Annotated in this window: 17 protein-coding genes; 12 read left to right on the forward strand and 5 right to left on the reverse strand. The window is 70.2% G+C overall.

Annotated elements, in window-relative coordinates; translation table 11 throughout:
• Positions 1-69: 69 nt before the first annotated feature.
• From AC2EAQ_RS06885 to AC2EAQ_RS06895, 3 genes are all read right to left on the reverse strand, one after another.
• Positions 70-1,554 carry a high affinity choline transporter 1 gene (locus AC2EAQ_RS06885; protein ID WP_484641084.1) on the reverse strand — a complete coding sequence of 495 codons (1,485 nt, stop codon included), beginning with the start codon at positions 1,552-1,554 and terminating at the stop codon, positions 70-72.
• A gap of 76 nt (positions 1,555-1,630) precedes the next feature.
• Positions 1,631-3,184 carry a ubiquinone biosynthesis regulatory protein kinase UbiB gene (gene ubiB / locus AC2EAQ_RS06890; RefSeq protein ID WP_484641085.1) on the reverse strand — a complete coding sequence of 518 codons (1,554 nt, stop codon included), beginning with the start codon at positions 3,182-3,184 and terminating at the stop codon, positions 1,631-1,633.
• Positions 3,181-3,684, reverse strand: coding sequence for a hypothetical protein (locus tag AC2EAQ_RS06895; protein ID WP_484641086.1), 504 nt, complete (start codon positions 3,682-3,684; stop codon positions 3,181-3,183). The genes ubiB and AC2EAQ_RS06895 overlap by 4 nt, the downstream gene beginning before the upstream one ends.
• Positions 3,685-3,790: 106 nt before the next feature.
• On the opposite strand from AC2EAQ_RS06895, the gene AC2EAQ_RS06900 reads away from it, so the two are divergent.
• From AC2EAQ_RS06900 to galE (AC2EAQ_RS06955), 12 genes are all read left to right on the forward strand, one after another.
• A complete protein-coding gene (locus tag AC2EAQ_RS06900) occupies positions 3,791-5,239 on the forward strand; it encodes an undecaprenyl-phosphate glucose phosphotransferase (RefSeq protein ID WP_484641087.1) in 1,449 nt (482 codons plus the stop codon).
• Positions 5,240-5,266: 27 nt separating this feature from the next.
• Positions 5,267-6,469, forward strand: a complete 1,203-nt coding sequence (locus AC2EAQ_RS06905) for an outer membrane beta-barrel protein (protein WP_484641088.1) — start codon at positions 5,267-5,269, stop codon at positions 6,467-6,469.
• Between the two features lie 7 nt (positions 6,470-6,476).
• Positions 6,477-7,505: a UDP-glucose 4-epimerase GalE gene (gene galE, locus AC2EAQ_RS06910; protein ID WP_484641089.1), complete on the forward strand. Its 1,029-nt coding sequence runs from the start codon at positions 6,477-6,479 to the stop codon at positions 7,503-7,505.
• An 11-nt stretch (positions 7,506-7,516) separates the two neighbouring features.
• Positions 7,517-8,845 (forward strand): UDP-glucose dehydrogenase family protein, encoded by a 1,329-nt coding sequence (locus tag AC2EAQ_RS06915; RefSeq protein WP_484641090.1) that lies wholly within the window; start codon positions 7,517-7,519, stop codon positions 8,843-8,845.
• A gap of 46 nt (positions 8,846-8,891) precedes the next feature.
• The gene (locus AC2EAQ_RS06920; RefSeq protein WP_484641091.1) at positions 8,892-9,014 is read left to right on the forward strand and encodes a hypothetical protein; all 123 of its coding nucleotides are present in this window, start codon (positions 8,892-8,894) and stop codon (positions 9,012-9,014) included.
• A gap of 2 nt (positions 9,015-9,016) precedes the next feature.
• The gene (locus tag AC2EAQ_RS06925) at positions 9,017-10,297 is read left to right on the forward strand and encodes a nucleotide sugar dehydrogenase (RefSeq protein ID WP_484641092.1); all 1,281 of its coding nucleotides are present in this window, start codon (positions 9,017-9,019) and stop codon (positions 10,295-10,297) included.
• A gap of 175 nt (positions 10,298-10,472) precedes the next feature.
• Complete coding sequence (locus tag AC2EAQ_RS06930) at positions 10,473-11,129, forward strand: D-sedoheptulose-7-phosphate isomerase (protein ID WP_484641093.1); 657 nt, start codon at positions 10,473-10,475, stop codon at positions 11,127-11,129.
• Positions 11,130-11,154: 25 nt separating this feature from the next.
• Entirely contained in the window at positions 11,155-12,432 is a 1,278-nt protein-coding gene (locus AC2EAQ_RS06935) for a glycosyltransferase family 4 protein (protein ID WP_484641094.1), read from the forward strand.
• The gene (locus AC2EAQ_RS06940; RefSeq protein WP_484641095.1) at positions 12,429-13,427 is read left to right on the forward strand and encodes a GHMP family kinase ATP-binding protein; all 999 of its coding nucleotides are present in this window, start codon (positions 12,429-12,431) and stop codon (positions 13,425-13,427) included. The genes AC2EAQ_RS06935 and AC2EAQ_RS06940 overlap by 4 nt, the downstream gene beginning before the upstream one ends.
• Entirely contained in the window at positions 13,424-14,551 is a 1,128-nt protein-coding gene (locus tag AC2EAQ_RS06945) for an NAD-dependent epimerase/dehydratase family protein (protein WP_484641096.1), read from the forward strand. The genes AC2EAQ_RS06940 and AC2EAQ_RS06945 overlap by 4 nt, the downstream gene beginning before the upstream one ends.
• Positions 14,548-15,330: a nucleotidyltransferase family protein gene (locus AC2EAQ_RS06950; RefSeq protein ID WP_484641097.1), complete on the forward strand. Its 783-nt coding sequence runs from the start codon at positions 14,548-14,550 to the stop codon at positions 15,328-15,330. Before AC2EAQ_RS06945 ends, AC2EAQ_RS06950 begins: the two co-directional genes overlap by 4 nt.
• The gene (galE, locus tag AC2EAQ_RS06955) at positions 15,327-16,343 is read left to right on the forward strand and encodes a UDP-glucose 4-epimerase GalE (protein ID WP_484641098.1); all 1,017 of its coding nucleotides are present in this window, start codon (positions 15,327-15,329) and stop codon (positions 16,341-16,343) included. The genes AC2EAQ_RS06950 and galE (AC2EAQ_RS06955) overlap by 4 nt, the downstream gene beginning before the upstream one ends.
• On the opposite strand, the gene AC2EAQ_RS06960 is transcribed toward galE (AC2EAQ_RS06955), so the two are convergent.
• Positions 16,319-16,855: a D-glycero-alpha-D-manno-heptose-1,7-bisphosphate 7-phosphatase gene (locus tag AC2EAQ_RS06960; RefSeq protein ID WP_484641099.1), complete on the reverse strand. Its 537-nt coding sequence runs from the start codon at positions 16,853-16,855 to the stop codon at positions 16,319-16,321. The genes galE (AC2EAQ_RS06955) and AC2EAQ_RS06960 overlap by 25 nt on opposite strands.
• 5 nt (positions 16,856-16,860) lie before the next feature.
• Positions 16,861-17,781 carry a glycosyltransferase family 2 protein gene (locus AC2EAQ_RS06965; RefSeq protein ID WP_484641100.1) on the reverse strand — a complete coding sequence of 307 codons (921 nt, stop codon included), beginning with the start codon at positions 17,779-17,781 and terminating at the stop codon, positions 16,861-16,863.
• Between the last annotated feature and the right edge of the window lie 128 nt (positions 17,782-17,909).

The raw sequence follows: 17,909 nt of genomic DNA on the forward strand, positions 1-17,909 counted from the left end.
TTCAACCCTTCAGGCAGAACCGCGGATTATAGGAGGCCGCCCCCGGAGCGGCGGCCCCCCTCGGCCGCCCTAGTGCGGGTGCTTGCCGGCGTGGGGATGCTCCGCGGCGTGCAGGGCGGCCTCGATCGAGTGCCCCTTGCGAGCCACGATCTGGGGCGCCAGCGAGCCCAGCAGCATGCCGATGATCGACGCGAAGAAGCCCAGCAGGTTGGGCGGCACCAGCGCCTCGGGCGCCACGGTGTTGGCGGTGAGCCAGGTGCCGATGCCCATCACGATGGACAGCAGCGCACCCTGGGTCGTGGCCTTCTTCCAGTAGGCCCCGGCCACCAGCGGGATGAAGGCGCCCGCCAGGGTGACGTTGTAGGCGTTCTGCACCATCTCGTACATGGTGCTCTTGCTGTTCAGCGCGAACAGCAGCGCGCCGGCCGTGAAGGTGACGAGGATGATCCGGGTGTTGAGCAGCAGCTGGCGGTCGCTCATGTGCGGCACGAAGGGGCGCAGCACGTTCTCGGAGAACAGCGCCGCCGGCGCCAGCAGCGCGCCGCTGGCCGTCGACAGGATCGCCGACAGCAATGCGCCGAAGAACATGATCTGCGCCCACAGCGGCATCTTGCCCAGCACCAGGTCGGGCAGGATGCGCTGGATGTCGCGCGCGTCCTCGGCGTTGAACAGCTCCTTGATCGACGGGTCCCCGACCAGGGCCGCATAGGCGATGTAGATCGGCACGAAGGCGAAGCAGAAGTAGATCAGCGCGCCGATGACCGTGCCGCGCACCGCGGTCTTCTCGTCCTTGGCGCTGGTCATGCGCTGGAACACGTCCTGCTGAGGCACCGAGCCGAAGGCGAACGCGAAGAAGGCCCCGGCCAGGGCCCACCATGCCGCGGCGTCCATGTCGGCCGGGAACATCACGAGCTTGCCGTCGGCCGCTGCCTGCGAGATGACCTTGCCGGCGCCGCCGGCCATGTCGCCCACGAGCAGCGCCACCAGGGTCAGGCCGATCAGGATGACGACGGTCTGGAACAGGTCGGTGAAGGCCACCGACCACATGCCGCCGAAGATGGTGTAGATAAGCACCACGCCGGCGCCGATCATGATGCCGGTGTTGAGGTCCAGCGCGCCGCCGGACAGCGTGGCGATGACCAGGCCGAGGGCGGTCATCTGCGCCGAGGTCCAGCCCAGGTACGACAGGACGATGGCCGTGCTGGTGAGCACTTCCACGCCCTTGCCGTAGCGCTGCTTGTAGAAGTCGCCGATGGTCAGCAGGTTCATGCGGTAGAACAGCCGCGCGAACAGCAGCGCGGCGATCACCAGGCAGACCGAGGCGCCGAACGGGTCGCCGGGGATGCCGTTCAGGCCGTCCTTGGCGAAGGTGGCCGACACCGACAGCACCGTCTCGGCGCCGAACCAGGTGGCGAACACGGTGGCCACGTTCATGTACAGCGGCAGCGAACGCCCGGCGACCAGGAAGTCCCTGGCGCCATGGACGCGGCGCGCGGCCACCAGGCCGATGGCGATCGTGACCAGCAGGTAGGCGACGACGAAAGTGATCAGCACGGCGGTCTCCTCGTGGAGGGGCGGATTTCGGGCGGGCCGAAGTGTAGGGCCCTTCGGCCCTGCCCCATCCTGGGGATCACCTCAGCCACGGCCCGAGGCGCAGCAGGATCTGGGCCAGCAGCAGCCCGCCCACGAAACCCAGACCCACCCAGAGCATGGCGCGCAGCAGCCGGTTGATGCGGCGCTGCTCGAGAAGGATGGACTGCATCAGGGCCTTGTCGTCGCGCGGCTGCAGCGCGGCGTGCAGCAGGCGCGGCAGCTCGGGCAGCAGCTTGGCGTAGCGCGGCGCCTCGTCGCGCAGGCGCTCGGCCAGACCCGCCCAGCCGATCTGCTCGTTCATCCAGCGCTCGAGGAAGGGCTTGGCGGTGCTCCACAGGTCCAGTTCGGGGTCGAGCTGTCGGCCCAATCCCTCCACGTTCAGCAGGGTCTTTTGCAGCAGCACCAGCTGGGGCTGGATCTCCACGTTGAAGCGGCGCGAGGTCTGGAACAGGCGCAGCAGCACCTGGCCGAGCGAGATGTCCTTCAGCGGCCGGTCGAACAGCGGCTCGCACACGGTGCGGATGGCCGATTCCAGTGCGTCGACGCGGGTGCCCGCGGGCACCCAGCCGCTTTCTAGGTGCAGCTCGGCCACGCGCTTGTAGTCGCGCCGGAAGAAGGCCAGGAAGTTCTGCGCCAGGTAGTCGCGGTCGTTGTCGGTGAGCGTGCCGACGATGCCGAAGTCCAGCGCGATGTAGCGGCCGAAGGTGGCCGGGTCGACGCTGACCTGGATGTTGCCCGGGTGCATGTCGGCATGGAAGAAGCCGTCGCGGAACACCTGGGTGAAGAAGATGGTGACGCCGTCGCGCGACAGGCGCTTGAAGTCCACGCCCGCGGCGCGCAGCCGCTCCACGTGGCTGATGGGGATGCCGCTCATGCGCTGCATCACCATCACGCTGGGCGTGCACCAGTCCCAATACATCTCCGGGATCTCGACCAGCCCGAGGCCGGCCATGTTGCGGCGCAGCTGGGCCGCATTGGCCGCCTCGCGCACGAGGTCGAGTTCGTCGTGCAGGTAGACGTCGAATTCGGCCACCACCTCGCGCGGCTTGAGGCGCTTGCCGTCGACGCTGACGCGCTCGACCCAGCCGGCCAGCCGGTGCAGCAGCGCCAGGTCGTCGTCGATGGCCCGCAGCATGCCGGGCCGCAGCACCTTCACCGCCACCGGCCGGCCGTCCTTGAGCGTGGCGAAATGCACCTGGGCGATCGACGCGCTGGCCACCGGCTCGGCGTCGAAGTCCGCGAACACCTCGGCCAGCGGGCGGCCGAACGCGCGCTCGACAATCTCGATCGAGCGCGCCCCAGGGAACGGCGGCACGCGGTCCTGCAGCCGCGCCAGCTCGTCCGCCAGGTCGGGCGGCAGCAGGTCGCGCCGGGTGGACAGCACCTGGCCGAACTTGACGAAGATCGGGCCCAGCCGCTCCAGCGCCCGGCGCAGGCGCACGCCGCGCGGCTCGTCGAAGCGGCGCCCGAGCCGCGCCAGCCGGGCCAGGCCGCGCAGCCAGCGCTGGCGCAGGCCCGACAGCGCGATGTCGTCGACGCCGAACCGCAGCAGAGTGAACGCGATGAACAGCGCCCGCGCGAGTTGCCTCATCGGCCACCGGCTCCGGCAGCGGGCACCCAGGAACGCAGCGCTGCCGCGGCCGCGCGGCCCCACTCGGCCAGCTGGTGCGCGGGCGCCGGCCCGATCAGGCCGGCGAGGTCGGCCTCGATGTCCCAGCGCAGGTGGTCCACCAGCCAGCGGATGTCGCCCGCGAGCGCCGCGTCGCCGTCGATCTGCACGGCAGGCTGCGCCTGGCCGGCCAGCGTGGACAGCAACTGGGGCAGGTCGGGCATCGCGAAGCGCAGTTCGAGGTCGGGCTCGGCGCAGGCGGCGTCGACCTCGACCAGGCCCGCCGGCGTCACCGCCAGCGTGGTGTCCGGCAGGGCGGGCAGCCAGCCCGCCAGCGCGGGCGGCGCGATGCGCACGCGCCGGCCGGCATGGGCCTTCAAGCGCTCCGCGGCCGCCGGTTCACGCGAGATGACGTGGTTGAGCAGCAGCACCAGCCGGGCCTGCACGGCCGGCAGCAGTTGCGAGTGGACGGAGTGCAACATTTGCACGCATTGTAGGGAGCCGACCCTGTCCGTCCCCCGCATCGGGGGAGGCCCGGTCCGGGGCTTGGGTCAGAATCGGCGCGCCGTCCAAGGACGCCGACGAAGCATGCGCTCGCCCACCGTGGCCGAGGCAGCGCTGCGTGGCGGCCGCCACCACCCGATGTTCGAAGAGCGCAACTACAAGCGAACGTTCTACAGCGCACCGCAGTCGGTGACCTCGCTGGTCGCCGCGCTGTCCGAGCCGCTGATCATCGTCGCCGTGCTGATCGCGGCCACGCTGGCCTACGACGAGCCGCTGTCGCGGCCGACGCTGACCCTGTGCCTGCTGTCGTTCGCGATCACGTTCCCGGGGCGCAACCGGTTCAAGGACAAGCTGCTCAACGCGGCCACCGGCATCGTCAGCTCCTGGGTGCCGCTGCTGGGCATCCTGTACCTGTGCGGCTACGCCACCAACAGCCTGTACTTCTTCGAGGGCCGGGTCCTGCTGGCCTGGGCCGTGGTGACGCCGCTGGTGCAGTGGGCGGCCGTCTGGGCCGGCCGGACCGTGCTGCGGCGGCGCGCGCGGCAGCCGCACCTGCGCAAGTCCGCCATCATCGTGGGCGCCAGCCCGCTGGGCGTGAAAGTGGCCGCGGCGCTCGAAGGCAACCAGGAGGAAGGGCGCGACTTTCTCGGCTGGTTCGACGACCGCAACGACGAGCGCGTCGCGGCCGAGACCGCCGGCCGCATGCTGGGGGGCCTGAAGGACGTGGCGCCCTATGTGCGCGCCAACGGCGTGTCGGAGGTGTTCATCACCCTGCCGCTGGGCTCGCAGCCGCGCATCCTGGAGCTGCTGGAAAGCATCCAGGGCACGACGGCGTCGCTGTACTTCGTGCCCGACGTGTTCGGCATCAGCATCATCCAGGGCCGGCTGCAGGACATGAACGGCGTGCCGGTGGTGGGCATCTGCGAGACGCCCTTCACCGGCACCAACGAGCTGGTCAAGCGCCTGTCGGACATCGTGCTGTCGTCGATCATCCTGGTGCTGATCTCGCCGCTGCTGCTGGCCATCGCCATCGGCGTCAAGCTCAGCTCGCCCGGCCCGGCGATCTTCCGCCAGCGCCGCAACGGGCTGGACGGCGAGGAGATCGTGGTCTACAAGTTCCGCTCGATGCGGGCCATGGACAACGGCCCCGTGGTGGCGCAGGCCACGAAGGACGACCCCCGGATCACCCGCTTCGGCGCGTTCCTGCGCCGCACCTCGCTGGACGAGCTGCCGCAGTTCTTCAACGTGCTGCAGGGCCGCATGAGCATCGTCGGCCCGCGCCCGCATGCGGTGGCGCACAACGAGATGTACCGCCAGCTGATCAAGGCCTACATGGTCCGGCACAAGGTCAAGCCCGGCATCACCGGTTGGGCCCAGGTGAATGGCCTGCGTGGCGAAACCGAGACGGTGGACAAGATGAAAGCGCGGGTCGAATACGATCTGGAGTACCTGCGCAACTGGTCGCTCGTGTTCGACCTGCAGATCATCGTGCGCACCATCCGCGTGATCTTCTTCGACCGCAACGCGTACTGAAAACCAGCCCACCACGGAGGCAAGCACATGAAGACCCGCCACACCGCCCTCGCCCTGGCTGCCGGACTGCTCGTCCACGGCGCCGCGCTGGCCCAGAGCGCCGACCGGCCCTGGTATGTCGGCCTGACGCAGGACTTCACGCGCGACTCCAACGTGTTCGGCGCCGCCACCGGCGAGGTCGCCGACACGATCTCCACCACGTCGCTGCGGGCCGGGCTGAACCAGCCCTTCGGCCGCCAGCGCCTGCGCCTGGACGGCAGCCTCAGCCACCAGCGCTACGACAGGGTGTCCGAGCGCAACAACGACGGCTACAGCCTGGCCGCCACGCTCGACTGGTCCACCGTCGAGCGCCTGTCCGGCAACGTGCGCATGAACAGCCAGCGACGCCAGGCCGAGTTCCGGGTCGGCGGCCTGACCCCCCTGTCGCTGTCCAACATCGAGCGCACCGACGACATCAACGCGACGGTGCGACTGGGCGTGGTGACGATGCTGGCCTTCGAGGCCGGCGCCGGGCACCGCAAGGTGGACTTCAGCGCCAGCGAGTTCGCCGCGCGCGAGTACAAGCAGGACAGCGCCAACCTGGGCATCGTCTACCGCCCGAGCGGGATCCTCAGCCTGTCCGCCGGAGGCAGCGCGGCGGACACCAAGTACCTCGCCCCCGAGGCCGGCCAGACCGAACGGGACAGCGCCAAGCGGCGCGACCTCTTCGTCGCCGCGAACTGGGTCCCCTCGGGCGCCAGCACGATCGACGCCCGCCTGGCCTACACCACCAACGAGTACCGGCTGGCGCGCCTGGCCGACTTCGACGGCGTGACCGGCTCGGTGAGCTGGGCCTGGCGCCCGACCGGGCTGCTCGCGCTGACGACCAGCCTGGCGCGCGACACCGGCCAGGAGTCGGGCTTCCGGGTCACCCCCGGCACCGCGACGACGCAGGCCACCGACTTCTCGCAGACGACCGACCGGGTCTCGATCGCGGCGACCTACGAACTGACCGGCAAGATCCGCCTTCTGACCGACGTGTCCCACGCCCGGCGCCAGTTCATCGACATCGCCGGCGCTTCGGGCCGCGAGAACTCGACGCGCCTGCTGCTGGGTGCCCGCTGGGCGGCCACCCGCACCATCAGCGTGGGCTGCGACGTGAGCCGCGAGTCGCGCTCCGGCTCGGGCACGGGCGTGGCGGAGTTCGACACCGATCGCTACGGCTGCTTCGGATCGATCACGCTCGACTGACCTCGTCATGCCCGTCGTTCTCCTGACCGGGGCCGCCGGGTACATCGGCTCGCACACCTGGGTCATGCTCGAGCGCGCCGGCCTGCAGGTGGTCGGCGTGGACGACCACCGCAACAGCTCGCCACGCGTGCTCGATCGGCTGGCCAACCTCCTCGGCCATGCGCCGGTGTTCGAGCAGGTCGACGTCTGCGACGCCGCCGCGATGGCCCGCGTGCTGGCGCGTCATCGCGTCGACGCGGCGGTGCACTTCGCCGCATTGAAGGCGGTGGGCGAGTCGGTCCGCGACCCGCTGGCCTACTACGCCAACAACCTCGGCGGGCTGGTCTCGACCTGCGCCGCCCTGCGCGCCGCCGGCGTCCGGCGCTTCGTGTTCAGCAGCAGCGCCACGGTGTACGGCCAGACGGACCGCCAGCCCATCCCCGAGGACACGCCGCTCGAGGCCACCAACCCCTACGGCGCCACCAAGCTGATGGCCGAGCGGATCCTGGCTGACCTGGAGGTGGCCGACCCGTCCTGGCAGACGGCCTGCCTGCGCTACTTCAATCCGGTCGGCGCCCACGACAGCGGGCTCATCGGCGAGGACCCGCGCGGCGTCCCGAACAACCTGATGCCCTATGTGGCCCAGGTCGCCGTGGGCCAGCGCCAGCGCCTGCAGGTCTACGGCAGCGACTACCCCACGCCGGACGGCACCGGCGTGCGCGACTACATCCATGTGCTCGACCTGGCGGCGGGCCATGTGGCGGCCCTGCAGCGTCTGCTCGACCAGCCCGGGTCGTTCACGGTCAACCTGGGCAGCGGCTCGGGACATTCCGTGCTGGACGTCGTTCGCGCCTACGAGCGCGCCAGCGGGCGTGAGATACCCTACGACCTGGTGCCACGCCGCCCGGGCGACGTGGCCACCAGCGTGGCCGACCCGTCCAAGGCCCTGGCCGTGCTGGGCTGGCGCACCCAGCGCAGCCTCGACGACATGTGTGCAGACAGCTGGCGCTGGCAGCGCCGCAATCCGAGGGGATTCGACGGGCCCCTGGAGCCCTAGAGAGAGAAGACATGAAAGTGACCGTGATCGGCAGCGGCTACGTCGGCCTGGTGACCGGCGCCTGCCTGGCCGAGATGGGCAACCACGTGGTGTGCCTGGATGTCGATGCAGGCAAGGTGGCCCGGCTGCAGCGTGGCGAGATTCCGATCCACGAACCGGGCTTGGACGCCGTGGTGGCGCGCAATGCCGCTGCCGGACGGCTGCAGTTCACCACCGACGCCGCCGCGGCCGCCGCGCACGGCACGCTGCAGTTCATCGGCGTGGGCACGCCGCCCGACGAGGACGGCTCGGCCGACCTGCAGTACGTGCTGGCCGCTGCGCGCAACATCGGCCGCCACATGACCGACTACAAGGTCGTGATCGACAAGAGCACGGTGCCGGTGGGCACGGCTGCCAGGGTGCGCGCGGCCATCGCCGAGGAACTGCAGGCGCGCGGCGTGTCGGTGGACTTCGCGGTCGTCTCCAACCCCGAGTTCCTCAAGGAAGGCGCTGCGGTCGAGGACTTCATGCGGCCGGACCGCATCGTCGTCGGCGCCGAGGACGAGCGCGCCATCCACCTGATGCGCGCCCTGTATGCCCCCTTCATCCGCAACCACGACCGTCTGCTGGTGATGGACATCCCCAGCGCCGAGTTCACCAAGTACGCCGCCAACTGCATGCTGGCCACCCGCATCAGCTTCATGAACGAGTTGTCGCGCCTGGCCGACCGCGTCGGCGCCGACATCGAGCAGGTGCGCAAGGGCATCGGCAGCGACCCGCGCATCGGCTACCACTTCCTCTACGCCGGCACCGGCTACGGCGGCTCGTGCTTCCCGAAGGACGTCAAGGCGATGGTGCGCAGCGCCGCCGCGCAGGGCGTGCGCATGGAACTGCTGGAAGCCGTCGAGGCCGTCAACGAGCGCCAGAAGTCGGTGCTGGTCGACAAGGTCGTGGCCCGCTTCGGCGAGGACCTCGCCGGCCGCAGCTTCGCGATGTGGGGCCTGGCCTTCAAGCCCAACACCGACGACATGCGCGAAGCGCCCAGCCGCGTCATCGTGGCCGGCCTGCTGCGCCGGGGCGCGCGGGTGCGTGCCTACGACCCGATCGCCGGCGCCGAAGCGCGGCGGGTGTTCGGCGACGCGCCCGGCCTGGAGATCGTCGACAGCGCCGCGGCCACGCTGCCCGGCGCCGACGCGCTGCTGATCGTCACCGAGTGGAAGGAATTCAAGAGCCCCGACTTCGACGCGATCCGCAGCCAGCTGCGCCAGCCGCTGGTCTACGATGGCCGCAACCTGTACGAGCCGGCCCTGATGAAGTCGCTCGGCATCGAGTACATCGGCATCGGCCGCGGCACGGCCTGAGCCGTTGCGGCCGGCCGCAGGGCGCGGCCCGCTGCCGGAACGTGCCATGCGTCACGCCGACCCGCGCTTCGGGGGGCATCGCCCCGATCGCCGGACGGTGAAAATCCTTGCTGCCAAGGCCAATGCGACCCGTCGGCTGTCGATGGCGCGAACCTTGATGGAGAAATGAGAATGTCCGTTGTCGCGGTGCTGGGCCTGGGCTATGTCGGCCTTCCCCTGGTGGTGGAGTTCGGCAAGCTGGGCCGCACGATCGGCTTCGACATCGTGCAGAGCAAGGTCGACGCCTGCCGCGCCGGGCGCGATCCGTCGCGCGAGATCCCGGACGCCGACATGGCCAGTGCGGTGCATGCGCACTACACCAGCGACCCCAAGGCGCTGTCCGAGGCCGACTTCCTGATCATCGCCGTGCCCACCCCGGTGGACGAGGCGCACCGCCCCGACTTCGGCCCGCTGATCGGTGCCAGCCGCAGCGTGGCGCCGCACCTCAAGCCCGGCGCGGTGGTGATCTTCGAGTCCACAGTCTACCCCGGCGCCACCGAGGAAGTGTGCATCCCCGAGATCGAGCGCGTGTCGGGCAAGCGCTGGAAGCGCGACTTCTTCGTCGGCTACAGCCCCGAGCGCATCAACCCGGGCGACCGCGAGCACATGCTCACCAACGTGATCAAGGTGGTGTCCGGCGACACGCCGGAGACGCTGGAGCGCGTGGCCGCGCTGTACGAGCGCATCGTCAAGCCGGGCGTGCACCGCACCAGCAGCATCAAGGCCGCCGAGGCCTGCAAGGTGATCGAGAACACCCAGCGCGACCTGAACATCGCGCTGATGAACGAGCTGGCGATCATCTTCGACAAGGTCGGCATCGACACCAGCGAGGTGCTCACCGCCGCCGGCACGAAATGGAACTTCCTGAAGTTCAAGCCCGGCCTGGTCGGCGGCCACTGCATCGGCGTCGACCCTTACTACCTGACCCACAAGGCGGAGATGCTGGGCTACCACCCGCAGGTAATCCTGGCCGGCCGGCGCATCAACGACGGGATGGGCAAGTACATCGCCGAGCAGACGGTCAAGCACATGATCGCCGCGGGCAGCCACATCAAGGGCGCCAAGGTCAACGTGCTGGGCCTGACCTTCAAGGAGAACTGTGCCGACCTGCGCAACAGCAAGGTGGTGGACATCATCAACGAGCTGCGCACCTATGGGCTGGACGTCTGCGTGCACGACCCGGAGGCCGACCCGGAGGAAGCCCTGCACGAGTACGGTGTCCGCCTGATGACCTGGGACGAGCTGCCGCGCGCCGAGGCCGTGGTCGCCGCCGTGGCCCACAAGCAGTTCCACGCCCTGGGCCCGGGCGACCTGGGCCCCAAGCTGGCCGGCGGCGGCTGCTTCATCGACGTCAAGGCCGCCTTCGACGAGCAGACGCTGCGCAACAGCGGCTGGCGCGTCTGGCGCCTGTGACGCCACCCTCGAAGACGGCAATTGCTCACTCGTTGGCCCACTCCCGTACGCCTGAGGGATTGCACCCCGGCAACACCCCCTCCATGATCGATCGCTGAGCCGGCGGACCGCGTCTCGCGCCCCACCGGCACCCATCTTCGAACCGTCACCGAGGCCTCAAGGCCAGAGGACCCCCATGCTCAAGCAAGCTAAGAAGTCGACCGCCATCCAGGACAAGGCCACCCCGGGCCTGGCCGCCAGCAACATGACCGGCACCGGGCCCGGCGGGCTGTCGGTGCGGGAGTTCGCCCAGTGGTACCGCGACCGCGAGCTGGAGCAGTGGCAGCAGTTCGACCTGGGCGCGATCGAGAAGATCGCCAAGGCGCTGGAAACTGCCGAGAAGAAGGGCCGCACGGTCTACGTGATGGGCAACGGCGGCTCGGCCGCCACCGCCTCGCACATCGCCACCGACTGGTCCAAGACCGCCGAGCGCAAGGGCAAGAAGCTGATCCGCTGCATGTCCCTGAACGACAACGTGGCCTTCATGACCGCGATCGGCAACGACCTCGGCTACGACGAGCTGTTCTCGCGCCAGATGGAGAACCTGGTCGAAAAGGGCGATGTGGTCGTGATGATCTCGGGCTCGGGCAACTCGCCCAACGTGATCAAGGCGGCCGAGCTGGCCAAGAAGCGCGGCGCGGTCACCATCGGCATGACCGGCTTCGCCGGCGGCAAGCTGCGCAAGATGGTGGACATCTGCCTGCACATCCCGAGCGACCAGTACGGCGTGATCGAGGACATGCACATGGCGGCGGGCTCGATCCTCGCGTTCTACCTGAAGCAGCGCCGCTGACGCGCGGCGGCTCGACGGCCGGGCGATGATCCACTACGTCACCACCAACGGCATCGGCAATGCCTGGGTCGCCAACGAACTGAGCCGGCTCGAAGCCGCCGGCGTGCCGTTCGTGCTGCACGCCCTGCGCAAGCCCGAGGCCCTGTTCCACGGCTCCGACTGGGCGGTGCGGCTGAACCAGCGCACGCGCTCGATCTACCCCCTGCCCGGCCCGGCGCTGGTGCTGTCGCTGCTGCTGGCGCCGCTGCTGTTCCGCGGCCGCTTCTTCGCGGCGCTGCTCAATGCCCTGTTCGGCCGCCGCGAGCACCTGCGCGCCCGCCTCGGCGGCATCGCGCACCTGGCCGTGGCCTGCCACTGGGCGCGCCGCATGCGTGCGGCCCCCGAGCCGGTGACCCACATCCATTCGCAGTGGATCCACTCCTGCGGCACGGTGGCGATGTACCTGGGCTGGCTGCTCGACCGCCCGTTCAGCTTCACCGGCCACGCCACGGACCTCTTCCGCGACCGCTGCGCACTGCTGGACAAGATCGAGCGCGCCGACTTTATCGTCTGCATCTCCGAGTTCCACCGCGACTTCTACCTGAAGCACGGTGCGCGGCCCGAGCAGTGCGTGATCGCCTACTGCGGCATCGATCCGGCGGTGTTCCATCCACGTGCCGCCGCGGCCCCCGTGGCTGACCGCCCGTACCGCATCCTCGCCTCCGGCCGCCTGGTCGAGAAGAAGGGCTTCGCGCTGCTGGTGGACGCCTGCCGCCTGCTGGCCGACCGCGGCGAGCGCTTCGAGTGCGTCATCGGCGGCAGCGGGCCGCTGGAGGCCAGCCTGCGTGCCCAGGTGGAGCGGCTCGGCCTGGGCGACCGCGTCTGCGTCACCGGCCAGGCCCTGCAGCAGGAGAAGATCATCGACTTCATGCACGGCGGCGACGTCTACGTGCTGCCCTGCGTCTGGGCCGCCGACGGCGACGTCGACGGCCTGCCGCAGATGCTGATGGAGGCCATGGCCTGCGGCCTGCCCGCCGTGTCCACGCGCCTGGTCGGCATCCCGGACCTGATCCGCGACGGCGAGACCGGCGTGCTGGTGCCGCCCGAGGACACCGTGGCGCTGGCCGACGCCATCGCCGGCCTGATGCACGACCCGGCGCGCTCGAAGCGCCTGGCCGACGCCGGCCTGCGCTGGGTGCACGAGCGCTTCGACCTGCGCGACTGCCTGGAACCGCTGATCGACCGCTACCGCCAGCGCCTGGGCCTGCCCGGCGCCGCGCCCACCACCCTGCCCCTGAGCGCCCCCGAGGCGAGCCGCGCATGATCATCTCCCAGACCCCGTACCGCGTCAGCTTCTCCGGCGGCGGCACCGACCTGCCGGCCTTCTACCGCCAGGAATACGGCGCCGTGCTGTCGATGGCGATCGACAAGCACATGTACGTCACGGTGAGCCCGCGCTTCGAGCCGAGCACGCGCGTGGCCTACACCCGCGTCGAGATGGTGGACAAGGTCGGCGACCTGCAGCACGAGCTGGTGCGCGAGGCGCTCAAGCTCACCGGCCTGGGCCGCCACCTGGAGATCACCACCGTGGGCGACGTGCCGGGCGGCACCGGCATGGGCTCGTCGAGCTCGCTCACCGTGGGCGTGCTGCAGGCGCTGTACGCCTACAAGGGCCAGATCGTCAGCGCCAAGAACCTCGCCGAGCAGGCCTGCCGCATCGAGATCGAGGTGCTGGGCAAGCCGATCGGCAAGCAGGACCAGTACGCCGCCGCCTTCGGCGGCCTGAACTACATCCGCTTCAACCCCGACGAGTCGGTGGACGTGGAACCGGTGCCGGCGCGGCCCGAGACCATGCAGGAACTGGGCAGCCGCATGATGCTGCTCTACACCGAGCAGCAACGCGACGCCGACGGCATCCTCAAGCGCCAGAGCGAGGGCACCAAGGACCGCATGCCGGTGCTGCGCGCGATGCGCGACCTGGCGCACGAGATGCGCGTGGCGCTCGGCGGCGGCGGCGGTCTCGACGAGTTCGCGCGTCTGCTGCACGAGGGCTGGGAACTCAAGCGCTCGCTCGGCTTCGGCATCAGTATGGAGAAGGTGGACGCCTGGTACGACCAGGCGCGCAAGCTCGGCGCGCAGGGCGGCAAGCTGCTGGGCGCGGGCGGCGGCGGCTTCCTGCTGCTGGTGGCGCCCCCGGAGCGGCACAACCTGATCCGCGACGCGCTGGGCCATCCACGCGAGCTGGCGCTGGGCATCGACCGCCGCGGCGGCCGCATCATCTTCATCAGCGATCACCAGCGCCTGCTGCACAACCAATGACCAAGGTCCTGATCACCGGCGGTGCCGGCTTCATCGGCTCGCACACCGCCGACGCGCTGCTGCGCGACGGCTACCAGGTGCGCGTGCTCGACTCGCTCGAGGAACCCGTGCACCCGGGCCACGCGGTGCCGGCCTACCTGGACCCGCGCATCGAGTTCGTGCGCGGCGACGTGCGCGACGCGGCGGTGCTGCTGGACGCGCTGCGCGGCTGCGAGGTGGTCTACCACCTGGCCGCGTTCCAGGACTACCTGCCCACCTTCAGCCGCTTCTTCGACGTCAACGTCACCAGCACGGCGCTGATCTACGAGCTGATCGTGCGCGAGAAGCTGCCGGTCAAGAAGGTGATCGTCGCGTCCAGCCAGGCCGCGCTCGGCGAGGGCCTGTACCACGACGCCGCCGGCCGGGCCGTGCTGCCCGACATCCGCCCGACCGAGCAGCTCGAGCGCGGTCAGTGGGAGCTGCAGGCACCCGCCGGCTTCACCGGCCCGCTGCAGTGGCAGCGCACCGACGAGACCGTGGCCAACCCGCAGAACCAGTACGGCCTGTCCAAGATCGCCGAGGAGCGCGTGGCGCTGTCGCTCGGCAAGCGCTACGGCATCCCGAGCGTGGCCATGCGCTACTCGATCGTGCAGGGCCCGCGCCAGAGCTTCTACAACGCCTACAGCGGCGCCTGCCGCGTGTTCAGCCTGAGCTTCCACCTCGGCCGCGAGCCGATGATCTACGAGGACGGCCAGCAGGTGCGCGACTTCGTCAACGTGCACGACGTCGTGGCCGCCAACCTGCTGGTGCTGGCCGACAGCCGCGCCGACTACGAGATGTTCAACGTCGGTGGCGACAAGCCCTACACGGTGGCCGAGTTCGCCAGCGCGGTGGCCGAAGTGTTCGGCGCGCGCGGCTACCGGCCCGAGCCCTGCGGCAAATTCCGCTTCGGCGACACGCGCCACATCTGCTCCGACGTGGGCAAGCTCAAGCGTCTGGGCTGGAAGCCCACGCGCAGCATCCACGACAGCGTCACCGACTACAAGGCCTGGCTCGCGACCGCCGACAACGCGGCGCAGATCCTGGACTACTGCAACCGCCAAATGGCGCAGCTCAACGTCGTGCGCGACGTGGCCAAGGCGTGAGCGCGGCGGCGGTGCCCGGGCGCGCGCCGCGCGCCAAGGCCCTGCTGCTGGCCGGCGGCCTGGGCACCCGGCTGCGGCCGATCACCGACACCGTGCCCAAGTGCATGGTGGACATCGGCGGCCGGCCGCTGCTGGGCCACTGGTTCGACGCGCTGGCTGCGGCCGGCGTGCGCGACGTGCTGATCAACACGCACCACCTGCCGGGGCCGGTGCGCGACTTCCTCGCCGAGCGCAACCGCCACGGCTTTCGCGCCGGCGAGGCCTACGAGCCGGTGCTGCTGGGCTCGGCCGGCACCATCGCCGCGGCCGCGGGCTATGCCGACGACGCCGACGACATCGTCATCGTCTATGCCGACAACCTGTCGGACGTGGACCTGGGCGCGCTGCTGGCCACGCACCGCCGCCACGCCCAGCCGATGACCATGCTGCTGTTCCGCACGCCGCGGCCGAGCGCCAGCGGCATCGCCGAGCTCGACGCCGGCGGCCGCGTGATCGACTTCGTCGAGAAGCCGGCGCAGCCGAAGTCCGATCTGGCCAATGCCGGCGTCTACGTCGTCACCGCAGCCGCGTGGCGCGAGATCGCCGCGATGCGCGCGTTCGACATCGGCTTCGAGGTGCTGCCGCGCTTCGTCGGCCGCATGCACGGCCACCTGCACCCCGGCTACCACCGCGACATCGGCACGCTCGAGGCGCTCGACGCCGCGCGGCGCGACGTCGCCGAGGGTCGCTTCGTGCCCTCCCCCGCTTCCACCACCCCTTCTCCAGGAACCCAGCCATGAGGATCTTCGTCACCGGCGGTGCCGGCTACGTGGGCAGCGCCTGCCTTCGACTGCTGCTGCGCGAGGGCCACGACGCGATCGCGTTCGACAACCTGTCCGAGGGCTATGCCGAGGCCGTGCCCGCGGGCCGCCTGGTGCAGGGCGACATCCGCGACACCGCCGCGCTGGCACAGGCGATGAAGGCGCACGGCGCCGAGGCGGTGATGCACTTCGCCGCGGCCACCTACGTCGGCGAATCGGTCACCAACCCCGACCACCACTACGGCAACAACATCGCCGGCACGCTGAGCCTGCTGCGCGCGATGCGCGAGACCGGCGTGCAGCGCATGCTGTTCTCCAGCACCTGCGCCACCTACGGCGACAACCCGACGCCGCCGATGAACGAGGACGCGGCGCAGATCCCGTGCAGCCCGTACGCGCGCACCAAGCTCGCGGTGGAATGGATGATCCGCGACTTCGCCCACGCCTACGGCCTGGGCTTCACGCTGCTGCGCTACTTCAACGCGTCGGGTGCCGACCGCGACGGCGAGTTCGGCGAGAACCACGAGCCGGAGAACCACCTGATCCCGCTGCTGCTGCAGGTGGCCGCGGGCCAGCGCGACAAGCTGCTGATGTTCGGCGACGACTACCCCACGCCCGACGGCACCTGCATCCGCGACTACGTGCACACCGACGACCTGGCCAGCGCGCACCTGCTGGCGATCCAGGCCACCACGCCGACCACCGCCGAGGTCTTCAACATCGGCACCGGCAACGGCCAGTCGGTGCGCCAGGTGATCTCCGCCTGCGAGAAGGTCACCGGCCGGCCGATCGCCATCGAGGTGGTGGCGCGGCGTCCCGGCGATGCGCCGGCGCTGGTGGCCGACCCGACCAAGATCAAGACGCGCCTGGGCTGGCAGCCGCAGTGGAACCGCATCGAGGACATCGTCGAGAGCGCCTGGCGCTGGCACCAGCGCTACCCCAAGGGCTACGCCAGCAAGGTGGCGGCTCAGCGCGCGGCGGCGGGCAGGTAGGCGGCGGCGTCGGCCAGGCGCGCGATGCGCCCTGGCGCCGGCGCCTCGTGCGGGCGGAACAGCAGGCAGTGCGCCAGCCCCGCCGCGCGGCCGGCCTGGATGTCCGTGTCCATGTCGCCCACCAGCACCGAGCGGGCGAGGTCGACGCCGAACTCGGCCGCGGCCTGCAGGATCATCCCCGGCTGCGGCTTGCGCAGCGGCGAGTCCACCTTGTAGCGGCCGATGCCATGCTCGGCGTGGTACGGGCAGTAGTACACCTTGTCGATCGGCGCGCGCTCGGCCTCGAAACGCTCGCACATCCAGGCACTCAGGCGGTGGAAGTCGTCCTCGGTGTAGTAGCCGCGCGCGATGCCGGCCTGGTTGGTGACGACGAAGACGCGGCAGCCCGCGCCGCGCGCCTGGCGCACCAGCTCGAAGATGCCGTCGATGAAGTGGAAGTCCTCGACGCGGTGCACGTAGGCGTGATCGACATTGATCACGCCGTCGCGGTCGAGGAACAGCGCGGGCCGCACAGGGCTCAGCGCGCCTGGCGGTGCGCCAGCATCAGCTCGTGCGCGGCCCGCGTCTTGCCCACCAGCAGCGCGCGGCGCTGGTAGCGGCCGACGAAGCGCAGGAACTCCGGGTTGTCGTAGCGCGGCTTGCGTCGCAGCCAGCCCCAGATCCAGCCCCACAGGATGGTGAGCTGCCCCAGCACGTAGGGCTTCTGGTTGAAGCGCGACACCGCCGACGCCGTCAGGTAGAGCAGGCTGGTGCCCATGTAGTACTGGCCGAAGCCCTGGCGCAGGCGGCCGGTGTAGACGCCCTTGTGGCTGGAGCCCTGCGGGCGCAGGTGGATGAAGCGCAGCTCGGGCTCGTCCCAGCTCACCGCCTCCCAGCCCTTCATGCGGCACATGTGGCCGTCGATGCCGTCCCAGCCCACCTCGCGCACGAAGCCGCCGATGGCCAGGAAGCTGCTCATGCGGTAGAACTTGGCCGCGCCGATGGAGTTCTCGTCGCCGTGGCGCTCGTAGACGAGCGAGCCGCCGTCCTCGATGTAGGTCTTGCCGCTGCAGGTGGCCAGGAACGGGTCGGCCTTCATGCGCTGGATCAGCAGCTCGAAGTAGCGCGGCGGCATGCGCAGGTCGAGGTCGAGCTTGCAGACGTAGTCGAACTGCTTCGGGTCGATCGTGTCGTAGCCCGAGTAGAACGCGTCGACCACGCCCGGGCCCACGGCGCGCACGCCGCGGTCCTTGCGCGTGACGATGCGGATCCAGTCGTGGCGCGCGGCGTACTCGGCCAGGATCGCCGGCGTCTCGTCGGTGGAGCCATCGTCGACGATGACCCACAGCGCCGGGCGCAGGCTCTGCGCGGCCACCGAGTCCAGCGTCTGGCGCATGTACTTGGCCTCGTTGCGGCAGGGCGAGATGATGACGTAGCGGTCGGCGGCGGGAGATGGCATCTCGGTGTCGGGGGTGTCGTGCGGGCGCAGGCGCGCCGGGCTGCACAAGGGGCGCGAGGAAGACTGCATTTTCGGTGATCCACAGGGGGGGATGGGGGCTGTCGTCGGTGCAGAGGGGCCGTGGTGGC

Source organism: Aquabacterium sp. T101, assembly GCF_057219775.1.